At 60.4% G+C, this 22,461-nt stretch carries 34 protein-coding genes and 1 pseudogene; all 35 read right to left on the bottom strand.

All coding sequences use genetic code 11. The features are described from left to right. Window positions 1–7 precede the first annotated feature (7 nt). Window positions 8–2,914: a phage tail length tape measure family protein gene (locus UB23_RS19435; RefSeq protein WP_052673015.1), complete on the bottom strand. Its 2,907-nt coding sequence runs from the start codon at window positions 2,912–2,914 to the stop codon at window positions 8–10. A 57-nt stretch (window positions 2,915–2,971) separates the two neighbouring features. After that, window positions 2,972–3,328 (bottom strand): hypothetical protein, encoded by a 357-nt coding sequence (locus tag UB23_RS29960; protein WP_045060921.1) that lies wholly within the window; start codon window positions 3,326–3,328, stop codon window positions 2,972–2,974. Window positions 3,329–3,379: 51 nt separating this feature from the next. Next, a complete protein-coding gene (locus UB23_RS19425) occupies window positions 3,380–3,610 on the bottom strand; it encodes a hypothetical protein (protein ID WP_201777875.1) in 231 nt (76 codons plus the stop codon). A 35-nt stretch (window positions 3,611–3,645) separates the two neighbouring features. Continuing rightward, on the bottom strand, window positions 3,646–4,161 hold the full coding sequence (locus tag UB23_RS19420) for a hypothetical protein (protein ID WP_052673014.1): 516 nt from the start codon (window positions 4,159–4,161) through the stop codon (window positions 3,646–3,648). A gap of 45 nt (window positions 4,162–4,206) precedes the next feature. Then, the gene (locus tag UB23_RS19415) at window positions 4,207–5,376 is read right to left on the bottom strand and encodes a phage tail tube protein (RefSeq protein WP_045060920.1); all 1,170 of its coding nucleotides are present in this window, start codon (window positions 5,374–5,376) and stop codon (window positions 4,207–4,209) included. A gap of 34 nt (window positions 5,377–5,410) precedes the next feature. Beyond that, window positions 5,411–5,809, bottom strand: a complete 399-nt coding sequence (locus tag UB23_RS19410) for a phage tail terminator-like protein (RefSeq protein WP_045060919.1) — start codon at window positions 5,807–5,809, stop codon at window positions 5,411–5,413. Then, window positions 5,806–6,195: a hypothetical protein gene (locus UB23_RS19405; RefSeq protein ID WP_045060918.1), complete on the bottom strand. Its 390-nt coding sequence runs from the start codon at window positions 6,193–6,195 to the stop codon at window positions 5,806–5,808. The genes UB23_RS19410 and UB23_RS19405 overlap by 4 nt, the downstream gene beginning before the upstream one ends. A 1-nt stretch (window position 6,196) precedes the next feature. Then, window positions 6,197–6,577 (bottom strand): annotated as a pseudogene (locus tag UB23_RS19400) (glutamate 5-kinase). 3 nt (window positions 6,578–6,580) lie between these two features. After that, complete coding sequence (locus tag UB23_RS19395; protein ID WP_045060917.1) at window positions 6,581–6,970, bottom strand: hypothetical protein; 390 nt, start codon at window positions 6,968–6,970, stop codon at window positions 6,581–6,583. Between the two features lie 40 nt (window positions 6,971–7,010). After that, complete coding sequence (locus UB23_RS19390; RefSeq protein WP_045060916.1) at window positions 7,011–7,223, bottom strand: hypothetical protein; 213 nt, start codon at window positions 7,221–7,223, stop codon at window positions 7,011–7,013. Window positions 7,224–7,283: 60 nt separating this feature from the next. Further along, window positions 7,284–8,312 (bottom strand): hypothetical protein, encoded by a 1,029-nt coding sequence (locus UB23_RS19385; RefSeq protein WP_045060915.1) that lies wholly within the window; start codon window positions 8,310–8,312, stop codon window positions 7,284–7,286. 14 nt (window positions 8,313–8,326) lie between these two features. After that, on the bottom strand, window positions 8,327–9,022 hold the full coding sequence (locus UB23_RS19380) for a hypothetical protein (RefSeq protein WP_045060914.1): 696 nt from the start codon (window positions 9,020–9,022) through the stop codon (window positions 8,327–8,329). Between the two features lie 82 nt (window positions 9,023–9,104). Next, the gene (locus tag UB23_RS19375) at window positions 9,105–10,148 is read right to left on the bottom strand and encodes a phage minor head protein (RefSeq protein ID WP_045060913.1); all 1,044 of its coding nucleotides are present in this window, start codon (window positions 10,146–10,148) and stop codon (window positions 9,105–9,107) included. After that, the gene (locus tag UB23_RS19370) at window positions 10,141–11,607 is read right to left on the bottom strand and encodes a DUF4055 domain-containing protein (protein ID WP_045060912.1); all 1,467 of its coding nucleotides are present in this window, start codon (window positions 11,605–11,607) and stop codon (window positions 10,141–10,143) included. Before UB23_RS19370 ends, UB23_RS19375 begins: the two co-directional genes overlap by 8 nt. A 7-nt stretch (window positions 11,608–11,614) precedes the next feature. Further along, a complete protein-coding gene (locus UB23_RS19365; RefSeq protein ID WP_045060911.1) occupies window positions 11,615–13,102 on the bottom strand; it encodes a terminase in 1,488 nt (495 codons plus the stop codon). Window position 13,103: 1 nt separating this feature from the next. Continuing rightward, window positions 13,104–13,721 carry a phage protein gene (locus tag UB23_RS19360; protein ID WP_045060910.1) on the bottom strand — a complete coding sequence of 206 codons (618 nt, stop codon included), beginning with the start codon at window positions 13,719–13,721 and terminating at the stop codon, window positions 13,104–13,106. Next, window positions 13,722–13,910 carry a hypothetical protein gene (locus tag UB23_RS19355; RefSeq protein WP_045060909.1) on the bottom strand — a complete coding sequence of 63 codons (189 nt, stop codon included), beginning with the start codon at window positions 13,908–13,910 and terminating at the stop codon, window positions 13,722–13,724. Further along, the gene (locus tag UB23_RS30530) at window positions 13,910–14,044 is read right to left on the bottom strand and encodes a hypothetical protein (RefSeq protein ID WP_269082910.1); all 135 of its coding nucleotides are present in this window, start codon (window positions 14,042–14,044) and stop codon (window positions 13,910–13,912) included. Before UB23_RS30530 ends, UB23_RS19355 begins: the two co-directional genes overlap by 1 nt. A gap of 57 nt (window positions 14,045–14,101) precedes the next feature. Then, window positions 14,102–14,296 carry a DUF7940 domain-containing protein gene (locus tag UB23_RS19350; protein ID WP_045060908.1) on the bottom strand — a complete coding sequence of 65 codons (195 nt, stop codon included), beginning with the start codon at window positions 14,294–14,296 and terminating at the stop codon, window positions 14,102–14,104. Window positions 14,297–14,312: 16 nt separating this feature from the next. Further along, window positions 14,313–14,462, bottom strand: a complete 150-nt coding sequence (locus tag UB23_RS29525) for a hypothetical protein (RefSeq protein ID WP_177328576.1) — start codon at window positions 14,460–14,462, stop codon at window positions 14,313–14,315. A gap of 13 nt (window positions 14,463–14,475) precedes the next feature. Further along, entirely contained in the window at window positions 14,476–14,853 is a 378-nt protein-coding gene (locus UB23_RS19340) for a hypothetical protein (RefSeq protein WP_045060906.1), read from the bottom strand. Beyond that, a complete protein-coding gene (locus tag UB23_RS19335; RefSeq protein WP_045060905.1) occupies window positions 14,850–15,173 on the bottom strand; it encodes a phage holin, lambda family in 324 nt (107 codons plus the stop codon). The genes UB23_RS19340 and UB23_RS19335 overlap by 4 nt, the downstream gene beginning before the upstream one ends. A 419-nt stretch (window positions 15,174–15,592) precedes the next feature. Continuing rightward, the gene (locus tag UB23_RS19330; RefSeq protein ID WP_045060904.1) at window positions 15,593–16,174 is read right to left on the bottom strand and encodes a hypothetical protein; all 582 of its coding nucleotides are present in this window, start codon (window positions 16,172–16,174) and stop codon (window positions 15,593–15,595) included. A gap of 73 nt (window positions 16,175–16,247) precedes the next feature. Beyond that, on the bottom strand, window positions 16,248–16,829 hold the full coding sequence (locus UB23_RS19325) for an HNH endonuclease signature motif containing protein (RefSeq protein WP_045060903.1): 582 nt from the start codon (window positions 16,827–16,829) through the stop codon (window positions 16,248–16,250). Continuing rightward, window positions 16,814–17,410, bottom strand: a complete 597-nt coding sequence (locus UB23_RS19320; protein WP_045060902.1) for a recombination protein NinG — start codon at window positions 17,408–17,410, stop codon at window positions 16,814–16,816. The genes UB23_RS19325 and UB23_RS19320 overlap by 16 nt, the downstream gene beginning before the upstream one ends. Then, entirely contained in the window at window positions 17,410–17,688 is a 279-nt protein-coding gene (locus UB23_RS19315; protein ID WP_045060901.1) for a hypothetical protein, read from the bottom strand. Before UB23_RS19315 ends, UB23_RS19320 begins: the two co-directional genes overlap by 1 nt. Continuing rightward, on the bottom strand, window positions 17,685–18,155 hold the full coding sequence (locus UB23_RS19310) for a hypothetical protein (RefSeq protein ID WP_045060900.1): 471 nt from the start codon (window positions 18,153–18,155) through the stop codon (window positions 17,685–17,687). The genes UB23_RS19315 and UB23_RS19310 overlap by 4 nt, the downstream gene beginning before the upstream one ends. A 124-nt stretch (window positions 18,156–18,279) precedes the next feature. Beyond that, entirely contained in the window at window positions 18,280–18,750 is a 471-nt protein-coding gene (locus tag UB23_RS28065) for a hypothetical protein (protein WP_052673013.1), read from the bottom strand. An 82-nt stretch (window positions 18,751–18,832) separates the two neighbouring features. Continuing rightward, on the bottom strand, window positions 18,833–19,333 hold the full coding sequence (locus UB23_RS19300; protein ID WP_045060899.1) for a hypothetical protein: 501 nt from the start codon (window positions 19,331–19,333) through the stop codon (window positions 18,833–18,835). Continuing rightward, window positions 19,333–20,139 (bottom strand): ATP-binding protein, encoded by an 807-nt coding sequence (locus UB23_RS19295; RefSeq protein ID WP_045060898.1) that lies wholly within the window; start codon window positions 20,137–20,139, stop codon window positions 19,333–19,335. The genes UB23_RS19300 and UB23_RS19295 overlap by 1 nt, the downstream gene beginning before the upstream one ends. Then, on the bottom strand, window positions 20,129–20,914 hold the full coding sequence (locus UB23_RS28735) for a YdaU family protein (RefSeq protein WP_082069216.1): 786 nt from the start codon (window positions 20,912–20,914) through the stop codon (window positions 20,129–20,131). The genes UB23_RS19295 and UB23_RS28735 overlap by 11 nt, the downstream gene beginning before the upstream one ends. After that, a complete protein-coding gene (locus UB23_RS19285) occupies window positions 20,911–21,684 on the bottom strand; it encodes a phage antirepressor KilAC domain-containing protein (protein ID WP_442963635.1) in 774 nt (257 codons plus the stop codon). Before UB23_RS19285 ends, UB23_RS28735 begins: the two co-directional genes overlap by 4 nt. A gap of 70 nt (window positions 21,685–21,754) precedes the next feature. Beyond that, complete coding sequence (locus UB23_RS19280; RefSeq protein WP_045060896.1) at window positions 21,755–21,967, bottom strand: hypothetical protein; 213 nt, start codon at window positions 21,965–21,967, stop codon at window positions 21,755–21,757. Window positions 21,968–21,986: 19 nt separating this feature from the next. Continuing rightward, the gene (locus UB23_RS19275; RefSeq protein ID WP_045060895.1) at window positions 21,987–22,187 is read right to left on the bottom strand and encodes a hypothetical protein; all 201 of its coding nucleotides are present in this window, start codon (window positions 22,185–22,187) and stop codon (window positions 21,987–21,989) included. Between the two features lie 31 nt (window positions 22,188–22,218). Continuing rightward, entirely contained in the window at window positions 22,219–22,437 is a 219-nt protein-coding gene (locus UB23_RS19270; RefSeq protein WP_045060894.1) for a helix-turn-helix transcriptional regulator, read from the bottom strand. Between the last annotated feature and the right edge of the window lie 24 nt (window positions 22,438–22,461).

Here is a 22,461-nt window from a genome sequence, read left to right as displayed (position 1 = left end):
TTACCTCCTATGTTCCCTGCGAGCTGAGCCCGTACTTGGCCCGGTTGGCTTCATGCGCATCACCTTCCGAGAAGATGTTTGCGACGTAGATCCGAATGACGTCGCCTTCGGTGAGCTGCGTTCGGTTGACTTGCCCGGCCTTGCTGGCGTCCTCGACCAGTTGAACGGTCATGGGTGCTGCCGCCGGCTGGACCTGAGCGCCGTTGGTACCGGCTGCACTGGATGACGACTTGGAACCGCTTCCGCTGATACCGGCAGGCATCGCATCGCCTCGGCGCATAGCCTCGACTGCTGCAACGCCGCCAGATCGATTGATATCCGCCTGAGACCAAACCACTTCGCCCTTGTGGACGATGCCGGCCGGCTGATTGACTCCGCCGGGGCCGGTGTAGCCGCCCTCGGAGAAGCCTTTGATCAGCGCGAAGGCCGCCAGCAAAGCGCCGCCGCCGACCACAGCTGCCGCACCGAACGAACCGATAGACGCGACCAGCGCCGCAGGCAGCCAAGACGCCAGCGTGGTGCCTGCTGCCGCGACCTGTGCCGTGGTTGTTGTGGCGGTTGCGGTCAGCGATGACGCCGTCGCGATGCCGTCTGCTGCGACCTTGGCTGCCGTGATGGTGCTGGTCGATGCCACTTCAGCGGTTGTCTCAGTGGCGATGCCTGCCATCTTGGCTAGGTGCATCGCCTGCTCGGTTTGGCCGAAAGCCAGCTTGATACCCTGGAGCACAAGCCACTGGGCGCCCATCTGGCCGAGGCCATCGAGAACCGTTCGAGCAAGGCTGTCGAAAACACCCCGAGTCACCTCGCCGAAGCTTTGTCCGTCCAGCGCCATCTTGGTGAAGGCGCTCCCGTAGCCCGAAGTGATCGTGTCGAGCGAGTCGGTCATGATCGTTTCGGTTTGGTAGGCCACGTCCGCGACCTTGGCCTGATAGTTATCCCACCCGGCCGTGATCCCGTTCATCCAATCGGCCTGGGCCGCATCCACCTGGGCCCAGCCGTTCTCCATAATGGCGATCTGCTGGGGGAACATCTCGTTGGTGATGTCGATCTGCGCTTGCAGGGCCTGGCGCTGCTTCTCGCCTTGAGCGTTGGCTAGTTCGGTGCGCAGCTGCAGAAGCCGGTCATTGGTTTCCTTCTCCAGCTTCAGCCGCTCTTGTGCGCGGGCTGCCTGCTCGCCACCCATACCAACAGCTGCGGCCTGTGCGTTCGCGGCGTCCTGCTGGTTCTGCAGTTGCTTCTGGATCTGCAGGCGGTACTGCTCGGCCTGAGTGAGCTCGCCGGTCTTGGAGATCACTGCGGAATAGTTGCGCGATGCCTGGGCCAGCGCCTCGCCGTACTGCTGCTGAGTGATCTTGCCCTTGCTGAGTGCGAACTCGAGCTGCTCCTGCTGCTTGGTCAGCTCGCGCGCGGCGGCGGCGGCCGGATCCGCCAGCTTATAAAGGCTGGCGAACGTGGACTCGGCAGCACTGAGCGCGCCAGTGTCACTCTTCGGCTTGTTCTTCTTGCCTTCCCGCTCCTTGATATCGGCAATCTTCTGCTCGTACCCGGCCCGGGCCTTGGCATATTCCGCCTGCTGCTTTTCTCCGAACGCGCCCGCCTCGGTGGCGGTTTTCTTGGCGATGTCGAGTTCTTTCAGCTTCTTCTGCAGCCTGTCCATCTCGGACATGGATTCGGCAGTGGCGGAGCGAAGAGTATCCATCGCCGCTTTCGCAGCTGTCTCACGGGTGTTCTTGTAAGCGGTGTCGAGGGACTGGGCGCCGGTGTTGGCGATCTTCAGCTGGAGGTTCGTGATCTCCTTCTCGACTTCCGACATCTGCTTCTTGAAGTCGGCCGAGCTCCCCACGATGGAGTTCTGGCCCTGTTTGTTCAGTTTGGCCAGGGCCTCATAGGCGCTGGCGAGCTGCTGTTCGGGTGTGTCCTGGCGTCCGACGTTGAGCATGGAATCCCATGCTGACTTGGCGGCACCAGTGATCGCGTTCCAGGCGCTTTCCAGCGTGCCAAGGTTTCCCTTGATCTCGTCAGCGCGACGGCTGATCGCACTGGCGTAGGCTTCTTCCGCAACCATCGCGGCCTGCTGCTTGTCGCCGCGATCCTGCAGTACCCGGATTTCCTCGTACTGCGTAGCGGTGAGGATGTTCAGCTCTTTGTCCAGTTCGCGGATGGCGTTGACTGGGTCTTTGGCGATCTTGTTGAAGTTCGCGACCACGTCGTCGATTGATTCGCCAGTGGCGCTCGACCACTTGACCGCAGCGGCCGCCATGCCGGCGTACATGATCGTTACGGGGTTGCCGGTAGCTGCCAGCTTGGTCAGCGCCTCTGCTGCCGCGCCGACCGTGACGCCCATGCGCGAGGCTTGCTCGGCGGCATTGATCAGCTCGTTGGCATTGGTATTGGCTGCGTTGCCGTTGGTGATCAGCGCCTTGTTGAAGCGCTCGGCCTCGCTGGATCCTTGGTAGTAGGCCACTCCCAACGCCGCAGCTGCGGCTGCAGCTACAGTAAATGGGTTGACCAGGCCAGCGACGTAGCCGCCAACCGCCTTCAGGGCCGGAATCGCGCCGCCGAAGATGTCCTTCAGCTGTCCGCCCTGCTGGAGAAACACCGTAAATGGCGCCTGTCCAGTGGCAAGGCCCACGGTAATGTCAGTGATCTGCGCCGGCAGCATGCGCAAGTTGTTCGACATCTGCGCAGCGGACATGCCGGTTTTCGACAGAGTTTGCGAGGTCTTATCAAGCGGTGCTGTCGTCTTCCCTGCTGCCTTGCCAAGCTGCTCAACGCTTGTTGTAGCGCCGCCAACGGATGCGGCGGCAGTCTCCCCGCTTTTGTCTACTCGCTTCAGGGCATCGCTCAGGCCGTCGGCATTCTTCTCGGCGGCTCGCGAATCAATGGTTATGACGAGGCGTGATTCTTGCGCCATTGCTTTTCTCCGGGCGTAAAAAAACCGCCCGTAGGCGGCTTCTTATTCAATGATGAGTCACCCGGACAGGTCAGATCCGCAGTGCTTGCACTTGAGCGCCTCGATCTTTACGACCTCGGCGCAGAAACGGCAGGTCTTGTGGCCTGCGGATGACCCTGTACGTTCTGCCTGCTGGGCGTCGGATTTGCGCAGCCAGGCGAACAGCACGCCAGCGGCGCCGCCGATGAACCCACCCAGGGCCGCAGAAAACGCATCCCGCCCGCCAGTAGCTTGAACCACTACCATGACGAACCCGAAGCCCAGCGCTGCGGTAATGGCAGCGTGAAGCAGGCCGCTGTTTCCGCGCTTGACGGCAATGATCGCCGCCAGGCAGCAGATGAGCGCGAAAAAGATGAAGCCCCAAATCGGTTGCATAGATTCCTCCCTGTTGATGACGGCAATCTATCACCGACCGCAACGGGCGAACTACTTCTCCTTGTCCTTCTTCTTTTCCTGCTCTTCTTCCCAGTGTTTGCGGAATACATCGTCCAGGGCGAAGATCGCCTCGTCGAATTCACGCCGGTCGACTGAAGATCCGTAGGCCAGCAAGTACTCGGTGATGGTGCCCAGGGAGATCGGAGCGGGCGCAGCGGCCATGCCGACATACTGCCGGCCACGACTGATCATGTAGTAGGCGGTCAGCAACTCGTCGCCCACCACATCGATCTCTGGCTGATCCGGTACCGCTACCCTCAGGCGCTCGCGGACTTTTCTTTTGCGGTCGTTCGACTCGCCCGCCCACTCGATCGCCCATCGGTAGGCTTCGATGGCTTTCCCAGGGTTTCCGCTGCCTGCTCCTTCTGGCGCAAGGCGATGGCTTGGGCGGTCTGCATGACGACGAAGTAGATCTGGGGCAACTGCTCCATGAGCAGCACGCCGCGTTCCGGTGTGTACGGCGCTGGTTTGCCTGGGTCGTCGAACTCGGCCACGCCTTCCCACTCGATAACCAGGTGCTTGCACGCCAGCTCGACGAACAGCTTGTCCGAGTCAAGCGGCGGCAGGTCGCCAAGCTTCAGGACGCTGAACTCTTCAGTGCCGATGCCGTGCTGGCCCGAAAGGGTCTGCACATGGCGCATGATGATTCGGTAATCGTTCTTGTAGCCTTCCTTCGCCGCCGAGGCCACCTTGATGCGCAGGCCCGCGACCGGCTCAATCCAGCGGGTGCTGACGGTGTCGAGCAGTTCTTTCTTCTGCAGAATAAAGGTCATACGAATCCTTGTTGCCGCCCCGGTGCAGGGCGGCGGTCGTGAGGTTTAAACGGTGACGGTGATGTTGCGGGTTACCGTCTTGGTCGGATCGGACACGCTGGTGGCGGTCGCTACGGCCGAGCCGGCGGCAATGCCAGTGACCAGACCGGAAGGCGAGATGGTTGCCTTGGTCGGATCGCTGATCGACCAGGTGACCGCCTGATTCGCGCCGGCCGGGCTTACGGTCGCGGTCAGCTGCTGGGTTGCGGCTACGGCAATCGACACGGAGGCCGGGGCAACCGACACGCTGGTAGGTGCCACATACGGCGCCCGGGTGATGGTCGGCGGCGTGCGGCGTGCAGCCACATTGAGCTCAACCTCGATCACGTCGGTAGCGGCACCGTCCGGCCAGTCACCGTTCACTTCCATTTCCGGCAAGTTGAACGTGTAACGACCGTCGCTGTTTTCAAGCGTGAAGCTCAACGCCACCGATCCGCCCGTCTGCTGCTTGATCCACAGGGCGTACGAGGCGGCGGACCACGCAATGGTGATCGAGCCTGTAGCGCCGAAGATCGTCGGGATGACGTTGCCAACAAACGCGCCGTTGTTGATGCAGCGCTGAGTCTGGACGTTGTTGTCGAACGTCAGGTCCATGGCGCTGATGCAGGTGCCGCTTTCCGGAGTGGCTTCAACGCCGTCCAAGGTCAGGCTTGTGAAGTTCTTGAAGTTGAACCGGTCGGCATTTGCCTCGGGCGCGGCGCTGGCGAAATACGGGGTTGCGTCTACCTTGCCTTCCCAGCCGATCGCCGTCAGGTTGGTGGCAATGGTGATGTCGTCGTCGGTACCGAAGGTGAAGGCCATGCTGGCGACCTGGGCACCGCGGGCGATTGAGGACACCAACACGTCACTGGCAAACGATGCCAGTGAGTAGCTGATGCGCTCATCGCCCATGGTCAGGACGTTGTTGTTCCAGCGACTGCCGAAGCAGGACTCGAGGAAATCGTCGATCGCGCCGCCGTAGCGCCACTTCTGCCCGATCTCGCCAGCGACATCAACGGTAGTCGCTGACGTGCCCTGGGACATGCGGGTCTGTGCGATCTCGTTGTTCTCGGCGGTGTTCTGGGTTGGGCCCAGGCCATACGAGGTGCGGATCAGTTCTTTCCAGCCGGTGGCTGGGGTCACGCCCTGCGTCACTTCTTCGACGTAGGCCGTTCTGTTCTTGGCGCCTGAACTCATTGGGTAGCTCTCCTGAAAGGATGTGGTGCTGGGCTCAGTGCGCCCGGTATGGGATTGAAACGTTGACCTGCCAGAAGCCCAGGCCGTCATCACCGATCTGCGCCGCCGATGCCTCGAAGCACCCGAAGGCTCCCTGGCTGAAGAATTGGAAGTGCTCGACCAGCGTGTCAGCGGCCTTGGTAATGGCCAGCGTCCCCTTGTAGGTCGGAACGAACAGCTGAACTACGATGATCCCGGTCTTGCGCACATGCGGCGTCAGGCCGATCTCTGGTGTACTGGACAGACCGGGGATGTTCGCCAGTCGCGCCCAGATCGGTTTGCCGGCCGGGTCGAATGGCACGTTGTTGTTCGGGTAGTCGACGCTGGTAGCCGGGATGCCGGTCCACTGCGTCATGCGGGTGATGACGATGCTGCGGATCTGTTCGAAGGTCATGTGCTGTAGGCCTGTGAGACGCCTGCGAAGGCGACACCGTAGATGCCCGCCGGTGCCTGGGCTGAGTGGCCGTTCTCGAGCGGCACGCTGTAAATCAGGTTGTTCTGGACGAACACTTGCGTGAACGGCTCCAGGCCGGTCATCGCAGAAAGCCCGCGGCTGATCGTGTCCGAGCCGCTCGGGTCAATGTTCGCCGTGCTGCTGTAGACCGGCGCGCCGACGCTGACGATGTTGTTCCCCCGGAAGCGCCCGGTATCAACCGGCGACCGCAGGACGATTTCATTGAGCAGGGCCAGGGCAATCACGCGAACGCGCTTCACCAGGTCTTCCTCGACCACTTCAGCGAACAAGCTCGGCGGCGTGCTCCACCCTCTGCTCTTGGCCATGTCACTTCCTCATCTGGATCTCGTAATGAGCAACTGCCGGATCCACGCCGGGGTTGACGACGGTGTAAACCGCAGGCTCGCCCGTCAGCAGGTCGATGGTCGTGACCTTGTGGCCGATGGCAGGCTTGTCGGTGGTTTCGTTCGCGAGGCAGATCAGCAGCACGTCACCGACCTTGATGTTCACGTTGTCGATGCGCCGGCTGTCGTAGTTGTCCAGCACGCCGCGCCCGGTGTAGGTAACGGGCTGGGCGGTCGTCTCTTCGGTCACTGGGTCGTAAACGCCGGGTCCCAGGTACTCGCCTGTGAATGCCTACACCGCATCGGCCAGGTCAGTGTCGAAGGCCTCGGCCAAGTCGGTCTGGATCTCGTCACGTAATCCCATGGGTCACCTGTACACGTCGAAGCTGTATGCGCTGCGCATCCATGGGTTGAGGAGTGCCAGCGCGAACTGGACATCACCCGGCTGCGCGATGAGTCTGCTGGTGTCGATCGAGGCGAACGTCTTGCTGGTGCTCACCGATCCGGCTTTCACGGTCTTGGCTTCCAGCGACCCTTCGGTCTTCTGCTGGTAGAGCTTTCCCTCCGCCGCCGTCTTGGCGAGCTCAGCGCCGGCCTGCTTCACCTCCACCGGGATGGCATCCATGTCGATGCACGCCAAGTTCAGCGAAGTTATGTACGCGTTGGCCTGCATGACCGCGCGCGCCTTCTTGTCATCGGCAGCCCATGTCGGCCCGAGGATGGCGTCAACGTCCGCCACGGTGATGTAGGTAGCCATCAGGCCTCCGCTTGAATGAGGGGGGCCTAAGCCCCGGGTGTTACTTCGAGGCTTTGGTGGCCTTGGCTGCTTCGGTGTTTTCACCGCCGCCGTTGTTGCTTGCAGCCTTTTCGTCGGATTCGGTGCGCGCGGAATCCACACCACCGGTCTCGCCCACGGTCTGCGGGCCAACAGTGACGTTGCCCTCGGTACCGGCAAACCCCCAGCGGGCCTTCAGGTTCGGGTCGATGTGGTTATCTTTCTTAACAGTCATGGTGTTCTCCTGAATCAGTGCGGCACAGCAAGGCCCGCGAGGGCCCTGCCGTGTTCGTGATTACGGTGCTGGTGCGGTTACGAGGGAGGTGATGAACGCCATTGGCACCTGCTTGCGAGCGAACTTGCGGCTCCAGTTGGTTGCCAGGGCCAGGTCGGACCAGTTCGCCGAGATAGGGCGGCTAGTGGTCGGGGTGCCGGTGATGGTCACGCTGTCGAACGAGAAGCCCAGTGGGTGCACAACGAAGTTGCGACGGGTCCACAGGGTCTCAGCACCGCCACCGTTACCGCGATCAGGCGCACGGCCGTATTCCAGACCGTCTTCGCCTTCTGGCTGCTGTTCGGCGTAACCGATAGCGCCAGGGCCGAAGATGATCGACAGGTACTTGGCGGTAGGACCGGTGCCAATTACTGGAAGGCCGTCATCCAAGACAACCGGCATACCCTGGAAGCGACCGAACTCCGGGGTCTGGTCTGCCATCGGGGCGAAGTCGATCTGGTTCTGGATCGACAGCTCAGTGTGAACTGCCGAGTGCATGGCGATTACGCTCAGGCCGCCCAGTTGGCCGGTGTAGTCGCCCATGGTGCCGCGCGCGCGGATCACTGCGGAAGGGTTGATGATGCCGCCAGCGTCAACAACCATGTCGCCGCCATTGGAGGCGATGTTGTCGTTGTAGATACCCACGGCAGTAGCGATGGTGCGGCGCTGGGCCACGCGCTGCCAGTAGGAGATCAGGCGACCAGCAACGAACTCCAGCGGGTCCTGCTTGGTGATGTTCTTCACCAAGTTCATGCAGTTCCAGCCTTCGTTGAGGTACGCGGCGCGCGCCTGCATGGAAGCGCTGGTGACCGACAGCGGTACCGCGATATCGGTGTACACGTCGTTCGAGTAGTTCGACTCGATGGACGCATCCAGGTCAACCCACCACGGAATGGTGAAGGTGTTGGACGGGCTGGCCAGCAGAGTGGTCATGTCCGAGTTGGTGGTCAGGATGCCCGACTGGAAGAACGCGGTGCGCTCAGCGGTGTTGACGGTGATGTAGTCGCGCAGTTCGTCGCGAAACACGACGTCCGAGAGAATGGTTGGCATTGCGGAATATCCTTTTACTTGGCCTCAGCAGCGGCTTTCATGCGCGCGTGCTCGGCGGGGTTGGTTCGGCGGAGCTCAACGCGCTCCATACCGGTCATTTGGTCCCACGTTTTGGTGGCCCCGCCACCCTTACCTCCGGCAGCCCCGCCACCGTTTGCTTGCGTGCCGCGCACCAGTGAGGCGTAGCGCGGAGCTTGCTGGAATTCTTTTGCCAGGTCATCGAGGGATGCGATGGTCAGGTTGCCGGCGGCGTCCGTGACCTTGACCTGGCCTTCTACGATCTTCAGGCGGCGCTCTACGAACTCGGCCAGGATCTCGGCGTTCTCGCCGTCGGCGATGCCGGTGGCGATCTTGCTGGCGGCAGCCGCGATGCCCTGGCGTTCAATGCTGGTGGTCAGCTCCACCAGTCGTGCACGCTCGATAGCCAGCGCCTGCTCGCTGCTGGCATACAGCTGCTCGAAGTCGCCCTTCGCCTTGGCGGCGTCCAGCTGCTCTTTCGCGAGCTTGTCGTCTGCCTCACGCTTCAGGCGCTTGGCTTCCTTTGCCTCGTCGAGCAGCACCTGGTTCTGGCGCTTCAGGCCTTCGAGGTCGCCACCACCAGTGGGCAGCCCCTCAACAGCCAGTACGTAGTCTTCGCCCTGGGCTTTGTAGAAAGCCTGCAGGGATGGTTCGAGCGCGTCGTATGCAGCCTTGTCGATCAGATATTTCATTTCATCCCCCGGATGATTTGCCGTTGGCTCAGCCGCAGGCGTAAAAAAACCGGCTCATGGCCGGTCGTTTGATGAGTCGTTGTCAGAGCCCTGCTCGCTCGAAGGCGCGCGGCTCCAGATCTTTCAGTTGCTGAAGGGTGAGCGTCTTGCCGTTGTCGTCGATGAACTTGTCGAGCGTCAGGTCGCCTTTGGTGAACAGGGCGTACCGGTTCGGCCCGAGCACGTCGCGCTGGAAGGCCGCAGGCTGGCGTGAAAGCCATTCCTGATAGCTTGTCTTGCTCGACACCTGCGCTACACCGTCAGGCCCTACTGAGGGCCGGGTTGAGCCAGGAATCTCCCGCGCATACTCATCCTTCAGCACCGGAATCTCTGAGGTTCGGCAGTTCCAGTGGAATGGCGGCGAAGGCGCATTGAGCGGTACAACCTGGTTGTCGATGGATCGGCAGAACGGCGATGTCCTGCCGTCCAGCGTGGCGATGCGGCGCTTACCCTTGAGGATGTCGTCGTTGGCCTTGAGCGTCTGCATGCGCGCCGAACTGGCGACATGGTTGGTCATGGTCCTGACGAGCGAAGTAGCCTGATCCTGATGCAGCTGGTGGATGCTGGCGAGGCGCTGGCCAATCTGCTGGCTGGTCTCTCCCAGGCTGGAACCAATCTGAATCTCGCCGATGATCTCGGCTGCCTTCTTGGTCCCGAACTGGTCGAGTGCTCCGGCGATGCTGATGCGCTGCACACCCTTGCGGGCTTCGAGCTGCAGCGGATCAGCCAGGGCAGCAGCCGCAACCATTTCCGCCGACGGCACGCTGAGCTGAACAACGGCCTTCACGACCTTGCCCAGCATCGTCGCGTTGAACTCGGCCTCGTAGACCGCGAACTCGCCGAGGTCGAGCTGCGCCCTGCCCTTCAGATCGTCATAGATGCCCCGCAAATCGCCTTGGAGCGTTTCTATCTGCGAGGTGTACCGTTGAGTCCCGTATGCGCTCAAGCCCGCTGAAACGCGAGCCTTTGCCGTGTTGATGGCTTTGCTGATGAACGATGCGACCCGCTTCAGGTTTCCGCCGGCGTATCGCTGGACGTAGATCTGATGACGGGTCGTAGCGTCCGACAGATAGCCTTCACTACTCATCGATCACCTCGGGCTTCTTGTCGGCTGGTGGAACAGGGCCAAGCTCGCTGCCCACCACCGGCGCTTCGTCCTCGCGGTCGGCGTCGATGTCGTCGTCTGTGCGATCCGACTCCAGAACACCGGCCTGGCGCAGGTTGGTGCGCAAGTCCTTCTTGGCGATGACGCCCTGTTGCCAGAGCTGCATCTGAGCCAGGATCGCCTGAGCGTCCATGACCTGATCGAAGAACTCTTGGTTGAGCCAGAACACCGTCCCGGTCTCGTCCACGGTACCCATCATGAAGCGCTGGGCATCGAACAGAGCCAGGCGGATAGCCTCGCTGACATTGCCGGCGATCGTGCCCAGCACAGAGTTATCCGAGCTGTATCGGATGCGAACAGCCTCTGCCGTCTCAGCGCCGCCGCCCTGCTGGACGATACGGGCGCCGATCATGAGCATCTGCTCTTCTTTGTCCTTCATCAGCTCGCGGGCCAGCTGAGTTTCGTTGGCCTGCAGCATGATCGCTGTGCCTGACTTGCCCAGCAGGTGACCCTTTCGCGACCCGATCTGCACGCCGTTGGGGTTGTGAGTCTTGAAGGTGTCAGGGTCAAGATCGCTGGTAAGGAACAGGGTCGGCTGGGAGCTGATGAATCCCGACTCTTCCACCGTGGCACTGTTGCCGTAGTGAAGGATGTTCACCTCGGCCAAGTCTTCCAGCGGCGCCTTGTCGATACTGGCGTCGTTGTTCTGGGAACCGAAGAAGTGGAACGGGATGTGATCGAAGGGCTTGCCGGCCTTGTCTTTCGGCTCCGCCTCTTCGCCATCTGGAACGTCCTCGCTGTACACGCGCTGAACGTACCGGCCGTCGATCATGATCAGCGCGCGGTACTGGTCCTTCGCGGTGAACTCAAACCCGTCCTCGGTTGGCTCATTAATCTTTTCGTGCAGGACAACCAGCACCAGGCGACGGACGCCATCGATCACGTCCTCGCGCCAGTTGACGATGCTCTCTGCTGGGTAAAAGTGAACGTAGGCCCGCGCATTCGCTGCCTGAGCAACGGTGAGCGCAGTCTGTCCCTCTGGCAGCTTGACCTTCGGGAAGTCCACCAGCAGCCCGCCGCGCCCCGTGTCGAGGCACTCGCCGGTCGCTTCTTTGCTCAGCTGCTCAAGGCTCGATCCGTCTCCGCTAGCATTTTCCAGCAGATAGTTGATAGCAGATGGAAGCGCGCTCTCTGCTGTCTTGCGAAACACGGCGCCCAGCAGGCCGGTGCGCGTGCGACCAACCACGTTCAGGAACATGGCTCGCTTCTTCAGCTGCTCATACCGCGCCATGTTCTCTTCCGACTTGTTGAGCGGGTCCGGCATGGGCAGGTATTCGTTGTACTTGCGAACCTCTCGCGGGCCAGCTACGCAACGCTTGACCAGCTGCCAACCGGGCAAGGCGTCGTCGTACTCCTGCCGTTTGGCGCTGTAGTTGGGCATATTGGCCTCAGAAGGTGAAGGTGACAGGGATATGGGTCATTGCTGCGCGCTTCGTTTTGGCGACAGCGAAGTAGCGGAAGGCGTCAGCAGCGTGGGATGACCAGTCATGAAGCGGCCGGTCTTTCCAGCAGCCCTTCTTGTCGTCCCACTCCTTGCGGTAGTTCTCCAGGCAGGTGATGCCCTCTTCGCACTTGGCCTCATCGAAGGCGCAGTGCGGCAGGATCTCGCGCACCTGGTCGATGCCGTCGTCGACGCCGATCTTGGGAACCACTTGGAATGTCATGCGGTAATGCTGGCCGTCGATCTCGTAGCCTTCACGCGCCATCTCACGGCGAGTCTTGGCATCGCTGCTGAACTCCCGGTTGTCGATGTCGTGGGGGCCCCAGTGCTCGCCGTAGACGTACCCGCGATCCTTCAGCACCTTCATGTAGTGCCGCAGGCCTTCCCCGCTGTTCTGGTAGAAGTCGATGACGTGGTATTCCTCGCCGACCATCCGGACGAACCAGATGGACGTTGAGTCGCCGACACCGATGTCCCAGAACGTGTGCACGGGCTGGTGGCTGTTGTCGGGCAGCACGCCGATGCGCTGGGCACCGTAGAGCTTCGTGAATTGCTTGGCGTAGTAGGCGCCTTCGATCGACTGCTGGAACGCCTCGGCCGGTATCGACGGGTATTCCCGCTTCATGTCGTCGCCGAGTGTCTTCTCCTTGGCCGCGTACCAGGCGCGCTGGCCAGGGTTGCTGACGATGCCGTGCTTGGCTGCCAGCTCATCGAAGTAGGCGGTCAGCCGATCAGGGATGATCGCGGTGGCCGGGTCGAGCCAGTAGGCCTTGTTGTTCCACCAACTGAAGAAGAAGAACTTCCAATCCAGAAGGCCCAGGGCCACGCCAGACAGTTGCTGCTTCTCTGCGCTCTGCGAGTACTCGAAGAAGTAGCCCGCCCGCCCCTCCGCCGTCGATTCAATCGTGACGAAGCAATCGGTGGCGACAGCCTCGAAGGCGCCGGTGACGATCTCTCTGGCCTTGTGGGGAAACTTGGCGCAAATCTTCCCGAACTCGGATACGTGCAGATACCGTAGAGTCCCGCCCCGGAAGGACGTGGACACGTAGAGCGATCCGCCCTTGCTGAACACAAGCTCACCAGCAGCATCGTTAGAAGCAGGGTTGGCAGCGCGTATCTCGGCAGGCAGGTTGTCATAGGCATACTTGACCTTCTCCCGGAACAGGCGCTTGGCGTCGTTCAGGGTGTGAGCGATCAGGGCGCACTTGGCGGACTCGAACAGGGCTGCGTCCAGTTGGATGATGCAGCACTCGGTGGTGAAGCCAAGCTGGCGGGCCTTGAGGATCAGGTTCCGCGTGTGCATCCCCTGGAAGTACTCGACCTGCTCGTCCGTCATCCGGAAGCGGACCTTCTTGCCCTGCTTGTCCGTGATGAAGTAGAGGTTGTTCAGCCGCCAGAACTTATCCCGGAGCAGCTTCAAGTGCTCGGGCTTCATATCAGGCGTCCTTCGATAGATCGTCCATCAGCTTGGATAGCTCGTCGGCGTCGTTGCCGCCAGATTTAGTGTCGAGGTCGTAGGCTTGGCGCTCCAGGGCAACCAGCGTCTTCAGCGTCTCCGCTAGCTCCTTCATGGTCTTGGTGCGGGATGGCAGTGAAGCCATCTTGCCGGCCAGGGCGAGCACATCGCTCATCTCTGGACCATCACCATCGTCGCTATCCTTGAGTTGAGCAATAAGCTCCTTCAAGGTGCCCTGCTCATCGGTCAGCCCTTCAAGCTCATCCAGCAGCTTGTTGGCCAGACGACGGGAGCGGCCAATGTCTGTCCGGTGAGCCATCCTGATGTCAGCAATGACCTCAGCATTCGCTTCCACGATTCCACGTTCGGTTGCCAGCGTTTCCGTGGAAACCTTTGTGGAAACCTCCCGCTTGGAAACCAGTGAGTCCGCTTTCGCCTTGATCTTGGCGTTCAGGTCGCGATCCCAGCCTTCGGTCTTTGATCGCTTGTTGATTGCTGTGTGAGACACGCCACATGCAGAGGCGATCTCACGGACCGAGAGCAGACCAGCCCGGAAGAGCTGTTCAATGCGCTCCCAGTCGGGTTGCTTCACTGCCATTCAGGTCACCATGATGTGGGTTTGTGCGTGTGCGTGCCCATGCAGGACGGAGACCACAAAGCCTTGGGGAAGGCCGGCCGCTCTGGCTGCATCAACCGCCTTGGCGATGACGCTATCGAGCTCGACAATGGCTCTGGTGATATCCGGGCTGAGCGGCATTGCGTGGCGGATGTTCGTTACGTTGCTCATCAGGAAACCTCACATGTCGGCCAGATCGACCGGGCGAACGCCAATGCATCGTCATGGCTCAGCGCTTGATCCAGGGTCAGCATCGGGAATGGCTTGTAGCCTTCGACCGATACGGACCAGTTGCGCTTGGCCATGCCAATCTCCAATGCGCGACACAATTTGCTTGCTCGCGAAACGTGTCGCGGATTCGGTTACTTCGTCAGCTTCGGCTGCAGGATCACCCGGGCGATCATCACCAGGCCGCCCAGCAATGCGTAGGCCAGTGGTGGCAGGATGGCCTGTAGCGATGGCATCAGCTGCTCAGCGATACCCAGGACAGCAATAGCGCCGCCCACCTGAAAGCTCTGCATCTTCAGTGCTTGTTTCCAGTTGTCGATAAGCTGCATTGCGAACACCTCGGGTTTATTTGCTCTTGCTGCGTACGATCTGCGCGTCGACTTGGTCGGCACAGGTGTCGAGCAGCTTGATGGCTTGGTCTTTCAGCTCCCACACATCGCCATTCAGGCGCAGACCGGCTTCAGCTTCTGCCGCGTCTATTCGCTCGCATGGCACCAGTGAAGGCGCTTCAATTCTTAGGGTGGACGTCTTTGTTACCAGTCCGGGCTTTGCCCCGCAGGCCGTCAGGGAGAGGCTGAGCAGCCCAATCACGAACAGGCTTGCTGTTGCGCTTGAGGTTTTCAAAGTTCTGCTCCGCCCTCTTGGCTTTGTCTTCGCTGACCTTGATGCGCTTGGCCAGGTCTGCGCTGTAGGCCGCGTTACGGGCAGCTTCGGCTTGCAGGGTGGTGATGGTGGCCAGGCTGACAGCGTTCGCGTCGACGGCCTTCTTCTTCTCGCCGGCCTCGAACTTGACGTCAGCGCGCAGGGCCACGACCTGATAATGCTGAATGCCCACCAGGAGGAAGGCGAACAGGGCGATGATTCCGGCGACTGCGAATGCCTTCATAGCGCATCAGCCTTGCGGCCCAGGAAACGGATCACCATTTCGCGGATGGCTGTCACGCCGAGGAACCCAATAGCCCCTCCGGCAGCAACCGAAAGATTCGAGGGCCACTCCATCCAGGCGATAACGCTACTGGCGGACAAGCTCAGACCTCCGCAGATCAGCGCTTCGAAGACGATCCGGCGCTTGCTGGTTTCTTTGGCGTCGTACAAGACACGAAGGAGGCAGATGAGGATCGCCATGATTGCGCCCTGTAGGAGCGGATTGCTCATTGCCTCCCAGAACTTGGCCCAGCTCTCAGGTCTGTCTGGCATGGCAGGCATCCGGTGTTCTCCCCTTGGGGAGCATGAACAAAAAAGGCCCCAGATCATTCTGAGGCCCTGAATAGGTGCGCATGTCTTTCCACGCTGTCAGCCAAAGACCCTCTCCACGTCGACGCCCTAATGCATCGATCTCGCAGATCCAGTCTCGCGCCACCCCGTAAGCATGGTGAGGACGGGGTACGCGGGCTGCCGGTGTTTTTTCGTAGCACTGCACTTGCCGGCTTATCAGTGTCCAGTCCTTCCGTGAGGCCGCCCTGGCTGCGGTGAATGAGTCAGCTCCAGCAGCACTCCCAGCTCAGAGCGATGGGTGTGGTGGAGCCGAAAACGAAAAAACCCGGCGCGAGGCCGGGTTTGTGGAGCAAGTTGCCGTAGGCAAAATACTCAATATGGCAAAATGATGCCCTCAGCCGCACGGGAAGTCAAGCGGCCTTTTTCATCTCGTAGATAACCGCACCAATTGGGCTTAGAGCCATTCTGTCGACGTCTTCGCAGCAGTCGAAAGTGAGGCGCACAACCGTCTCCCAGTCGCGATCCCAATTGAACGATTCGAGACGCACTCCGTACTCGGCGAGCAGCCAGGCGCGGAACGATTCCGGCTTGATCATTGGGTCATCGTTTGCCGACTGACCGCCCTGGTGCATGTACCGGTACCGGCGCATAACGCCCTTCACCACGTACTCGAGCTTTTCTCGTTTCGCCGCGGTCATTCGCTTGGACTTCGAAATCACCATGCCAAAGATCATCTCCTCGGCGGCTTCCCGGATATCGTCGTCGCGATTTGCGGCGTACATGTACTCGCCGAACAGGCGGACCTGCGGGTGGAGCCTGGCGATTGCCGACTGGATGTGCCCAGCCAGTGCGCTATGCATTGCATGGTTCGCTGTCGGGCCGCGCTCCGTCGATTGAACAACCACTCCAAGCTGGACAACGTCAGATGTCTGGCCTGGTGCTGGGTTGTAGGTGCAGTCGTGCCACGCTTGACGTGCAGAGTTGATATTCATGCTGCTCTCCCCTTCAGCTCTCTTGTTTTTGCCCGGTAGTCGGCGGTCATCGCCTTCAGCTCTTCGACGGTGCTCATGCCCGGCGCCTCCCGTTATGGGTGATCTTGGCTGCGAACAACGCGTCGAAGTCTGATTTGCCTGCCCTCTTCCTTGCCCGGATCGTTGCTCCGCTGACCAGAACCCGAGGATCACGAGCCCATTGTTCTGCGGTAAGCCGCTTCCCTTCGAACTCGACCAGCTCAAGGCCGCTGCGAAGCGCATGGCTTTCTGGCGTGACTCCGCGCTTCACGTTGCAGCCGCGACAGAGAATCCTGAGATTGCTCCGGACGTTGTTCTGGCGGTTTTCGTCTATGTGATCGACGTGACAGGTAAGCCAGGTCTCATGCTTCCCGCACAGCTCGCAATCCCTGCCGCCCGGCCCAATCTCGGCCCACATGACATGGCGATGCTCGAAAACGTAGCCACCTTTGTCCGAGAGCGGGTGCCCCGGCTCGAAGACTCGGACATAGCCGTTAGGGGTAATTACCCGCTGCTGCCGGCTTGTCGGTAATTTGTCGGTTGTCCCATTCCGCATAACCCGGAAGTAATGCTTCTGGCAAAGCTGGGCGGTCTTGTACATGGCGGCGCGGCCGCAATCTTCTACGCTGCATTGCATTGGATTCGAACCTCCAGACGACGGCACTTTTTAGTGAAAATTGCCTTGACGCGCTTCAGGTAGTCGATCTCATGGCGAACCAATTCCTGATTGCACTCCAGCCACTCCACCTTCTCCGAACCTATTTTCTCGACCAGTCGTGGCCGGTAAACCATGATGTTTCCGCTCAGGTGGGCATTGCACTGGGAGCAGGACTTGTTCATGTTCCAGAGGTTGAAGCGCAGATGGGCGGCGGCCCCAACGCTGCGAAAGTGCGAGCAATGCCATTGCCCTCCCCAACTGGCCGGCTTGTCGCAGCTGATGCAGCCGAGATGAGCGTCGCGAAGACGGACATAGCGGTTTATGACGGCCTGCGCCTCTTGGGCATGATCCGCCCTACTCTTCAGCTTCTCCTTGCGGACCTTGATCTCGCGGCGTTCGACCTGGGCCAGCGACTTGCGCGCCTTCTCCTGGTTCACGTCCTTGGTGGCGAGTCCGCACGCCGGGCTGCACACTTTCTGCCCGAGGCGCTGAGGCGCGAATGAGGCCCTGCATGCTTGGTTACTGCAGGTCTTGGGCTTGGGCTGCTTGGTGGCGAGCATCAGTCCTCCTCCTGCAAGCGCTGGCGGTAGGCTTGCATGGCTTTCTCGTTTCTGGCCTTGCGCCGCTTCTGGTTGATTGGCTCCATCACGCGAAAGAAGCCCCAGAGGAATGGCACTGACACGGGTAAAGTGGCAAGCATCAGCAGCCGAAGAACGAACGCGGTTACGGCGAATGCCAGCCGGCAGAGACCTTTCCAAGCCTCCCGGTACATGTCGCGGTCGAACATCCCGGTTGCTACCTGCCAAGCGATGTAGCGCATGGTGAATTTCTGGCTCATGCCGCCACCTCGCCCAGCAGATCCGTGAACACCACGCCGCGCTCTGTGAAGTCGGCCACGATGCGATCGGTGTAAGCGATGCCCTGGGCCCGACTGAACAGGCGGGTGACCGGGAACCCATCCGGACCGAACAGCGAGCAGCCCCCCATCAGGTCCAGCTTTTCCGCGTAGGTCAGGTGACGCATGGTCCGGTACCAGCCGTTCCGGAACTCGTCGTCCTCGTTCAACAGGATCTGCACGCCAAAATGCAACTTGCAGTACTTGCGTGCATCGTCCACGTCGCCGATCTGGGTCATTTGTGCGATGCGCTGGTACAGGGCGAACCACAGGGCGTTCTGGTCGAGCGTGCGGTCTTTGCCTGGGCGCAGCGACACGACGACGAACTTCTTCTCGCGGAACATCGTGTTGAGGCAGGTGATGGCTTCCGTGAGCTTCGCCTGGCAGTTGACGCTGATCTTGTCAGTCATACACACCACCCTGCGAATGCGCTGGCCGGACGGCAATAGCTTGGCCGTCCAAGCCATGTGCCTGGCAAACAAGGACCACAGATCAGGCAGGCCCCCATCACGACTATGCAAATGCTTGCGCGATTCATGACTGCGCCTCCTTGCCGATGGCCGCGTCGAGCTGGAGATCGAACTCGGCGTCGAATTCATCGGCGAGCACGTCAGCTTGCTTTAGGGCTGCAGTTCGCATCCGGCGATACCGCTCCGCATCCTTGCGCAGCGCCTCGTTCTCAGCCTTGAGCTGGTCGCGCTGAGGCCGCCAGTGTTCGTCGATGTACTTCTGTGCAGCCTCATCGGAATGTTTCACGCCAGCAGCGAACAGATCGCCAGATCGAATAAGCTGGATCTCGGCGATCAGGGCCAGGACAGCGGCAGGGTTCGCGGCGGCCACGTAGCGGAGGCATGCATCCTTCTCCGAGTCGATGCTCTCGTATGCCAAGAGGGTTCCGAGATCAACGTCGAACACGTAGCTTGTTCCCGGAGCATATTCAGGTCCGAACCACGGACCCTCAGGCGCAGCTTCGGCCAGTTTCTTCAGTTCGCTGTGATCGCTCATGCCGTCACCGCCATTGTGATCAGGACGCAGAACACGCCGACGGAGAAACCAGCAAGGGTGCAGGCTGCTGTGATTGGGATGGTCATTGTGCGATCCCCTTCAGCAGCGATTGCAATTGCTTGAGCTTGCCCAACGACTCGGCGTTGACCTCCTGCTCTGCAGCCACGGACAGCGCCACCTCCTCGATGCGACCGGCCAGCGACTTCATGCGCCGATGCAGATCATCGGCCAGGCCCATCACTTCGGCAGAAAGGGAGGCCAAGGCATCCAGCGCGCCGACTTCTGGCTTCTTCAGTGTTGGTACGGCGCTCACGGCTTTCATAAGTGGCTCTCTCGATGGCTTTGGGGTGGCGATGGAGCGCTGGAAACAACCACTGACCGGCTCGCGGATCAGGCTCGCGTCTTTCAGTTCGTGCAGGGCGCGCCGTATTGCTGGCAGTGCTGATCCGGTTGCTTTGGAGCCGACCATGCTCGCGTGAATGTTCTGGCTGCTCCAGTTGGTCTGGATGGGAACGAAATCGAAAACCTTGCCAGCCAGGGCGGTCTGGCCGGCGAGGATCTGAGATTGTCTGGACTCGTTCATCAGAAGCCCTCCTTGCCGCGCTGAGATTCCCACTCGAACGGAATGACGATCACCCCTCCCTCCCGCAGACGATCTGCGCAGCGTTCGCCGATGGCGGCCGGCAATGCCTTCGCGTCCAGGTTGGAGACGATCACCGTCGGCCGCTGCTCCTCGTAACGACCGTTGATGATTGCGAACAGAGTGGTCAGCTCGAAGTCGCTAGGCTTTTCCTTGCTGACGCCGATCTCATCGAGGATCAGCAGCGACGGACTGATGAGGCTCGACAGGATCTGGCTTTCGCTCTGCTCGCTGGTCCGGTCGTAGGTAGCGCGTATCGCCTGCAGGACGGAGCCGACAGTGCGGTACACGGCAGTCGAGCTGGACTTGGCCATGATCTCGTTGGCGATCGCCACGGACAGGTGGGTCTTCCCTGTTCCTGGCTTGCCCAGCAGCAGCAGGCAGCGGCCCGATTCGGCGATCTGCGAGAACTCGGCGGCATAGCGGCGGCAAGTATTCAGCGCCTTGTGCTGCTCAGCATTGGTGGCCACATAGCCCGCGAACGTCTTGCCCGCGAATCGCTTCGGGATCAGTGCGGAGCCCAGCTTTTCAGCCATGCGCATGCGAAGGACCTGGGCGTTGTGAGCCTGCGTGCGCGCGGCCTCTTCCTCGCTGCGAATGCGCTGGCACTCAGGGCAAGCCGTCTTGAACTCCTTGCCGAAGATCACATTGACCGTTTGAGGGAATTGCCCGTGGTCATCGCAGATGCCGGTGGTTTTCTGCGGTGCCGGGGTGGCGGTTGGCATTGAAACGACTTTTTCAGAACGCATAGGTGCCGTCCTCCCGCGCAATCAAGCCGGCGGTGTAGTCGCGGTCAGCGAAGCCTGTGTGGCGGGATGCGGGGAATTGGTGGACGTTGCTTGACTGCTTGACCTCATCCTCCCAGCGCTTGCCGTTAAGCCAGGTAGATGGGTGCGGTATGAACTTGCCGCCGTCCTTCACCCAGCTTTCCGACATGACCTGCTTGGCGAGGCCATCGGTGATCGCGGTGAACAGCTCGTCAGTCACCTTGAGCTTTGCCCAGGCCTTCTGCGCTGCAGCCTTTCCTACCTTGTTCGGGTAGAGCTTCCAGAAAACAGGGAACAAGTCCTCCGCCATCGGTGGAGTGTTCTTTATGTTCTTATCTGTATATGTATCTGTATCTATATGGTTGCCATTCCGTTGCAACGGATCGTCAACGGTCGTTGAACGGTCGTTGAGTTCCTGTTGCTTTTTGAGGGCCTTTGCGCGTGCAGAAGCCTTCCCAGCGTTGGAGGCAGTCACTACTTTGCTGTTGACCGCCTCAAGGTCTGCCTCAACGCGAAACTGGACCCAGTGCGTTTCAGTCACATGGAAGAATTCGCTCAACGTATCGGCAACAGAAGGCCAACGTTCGTTGGGAATCCGTGCAACGGTAGCCAGGCGATCGATGCGCAGCGGCTTGCCTGTCTGCCAGTAGCTGAACAGCAGGAGCATGTATGCGCCATGCTCCTCGGCAGTCAGGTGCGTGGTGTCCGCCAGGTAATCGGCAACGTAAAACTGCATGTAAGGGAGCGCGGCCATCATGCGGCCTCCTGAAGTTTGTACTGAGCCCACAAGCCAGCAACCCAGTTGACGCCCTTGGGAGTGAATTTGGACTGATTGAAGGCGTGACCGCTGTCGCTGGTACCGGCTTTCACTTCAAAGCGCCCTGCGTCGATGTGAGGCTGGTAGGCCTGCCACTCACCGCCCATGCGGTACATGATCTTTTTGTCGATCAGGAACTCGCGGAACCGTGACTCGTTGGCCTTGAGAAGCTTCGCGGTCTGGCGGAAACCCTTGAGGCCTTTCGAGTCGACGTAGTTGTCCACGAAGGCGATCTTCGGCGCGGCCTCAATGAGGGCCTGGCTGGCGATCTGCTGGAGTTCAAATTGCTCTGCCCAGGCACGGGCAGCAGCTGCTGGATTGGAGAAGTCAGGAAGGGTTGCAATTACCCGCGGGCCTTCAAGCTCTTTGAGCTTTTGAAGGACTGAGCGGCGGACCGCCTTCGATTCGCGCATCCCCACCAACATGCATTGGTCGAGAGTCAGGCTGTAGGTGTCGACCTGATTGCCGTGAACAAGGGTGCAATATTTTTGCACCCCCTCCAGTTCGTCACCCAGCTCATCCTCGACTCGAGAAAGGAACTGGTCATTACGAACCTTCGGCTCTCCAGCATGTAGTCGCGCATCGTTGATCATGTCTCGAAGTTCGACGCTGGTCATAGTGCGCGACACGTTTTCTCGATTGCCAAAATGTGTCGCGACATTGGCCGGGGTATTGATCGTTTGGTTGGGATGGTGCATGATTTGCTCCACAGCGTTATTAAGAGAGCCGGGTCACTACCCCGGCTTTTTTTCGTCTGGGATTTGGCAGAGGCCCTCTCGGTTACCCGGAAGAGTCCCTGCCTGAGGCCCTCATTGGGGTCACCAGTTGAAGGACCTGTGCCTTCTTCCTGCCAACCTCCGAGAGCGCACCGCTGGCGATAGCGCTCTCCATCATTTCGTTGACTGCCTGGTTGAAACTCCAACCGTTATGACGCATCAACTCCTCAACCCTTTTCCGTGTTAGCGGAGGCAGTTTTTCCAGCTCAATGGTCATTCGGGACTCCATAGGCCCGTCAGCCCGCGATATCTTCTTGTTTGTCCTGCATCAGTTCCTGGATGACGCCATTGGCGACCGCCCATTCGATGATTTCGTAGAGATAGGTCGCGTGCTGCATGCGGGTTTTGGTGGCGGCTTTGCGCAGAATCCGATCCAGCACTGGTTCGAATCGAACCTTCACCGGAATGGCGCGCTTTTGATTGGGATCCATGTACATGCTTGTTTTCCTTGCGGCTGATGAAATTGGTTTAAGCGGCTTGAATGAGTGCAGGCGGGAACGCGTCGTCCAGAGTGACGGTCGCGCCGCTGGCGTTGAGCGCAGCAACAATGCGACGGCACTCATCCAGGCCAGGCTTGCGGCGGTCGTTCTCGTAATGAGCGATAGCGCCTTGGGTCAGGCCTACGGCTTTAGCCAGCTCAGATTGGGTAATCCCGATCTTTTCGCGAATCGTCTTCATGTTGGACATAGCGGTTCTCCATTTACTTATCCG

Source organism: Pseudomonas sp. ES3-33, from assembly GCF_000952175.1.
Taxonomy (GTDB): domain Bacteria; phylum Pseudomonadota; class Gammaproteobacteria; order Pseudomonadales; family Pseudomonadaceae; genus Aquipseudomonas; species Aquipseudomonas gregormendelii.
The sequence above is the reverse complement of the archived record's forward strand: the minus strand, read 5'-3'. Positions and strand labels throughout refer to the sequence as shown.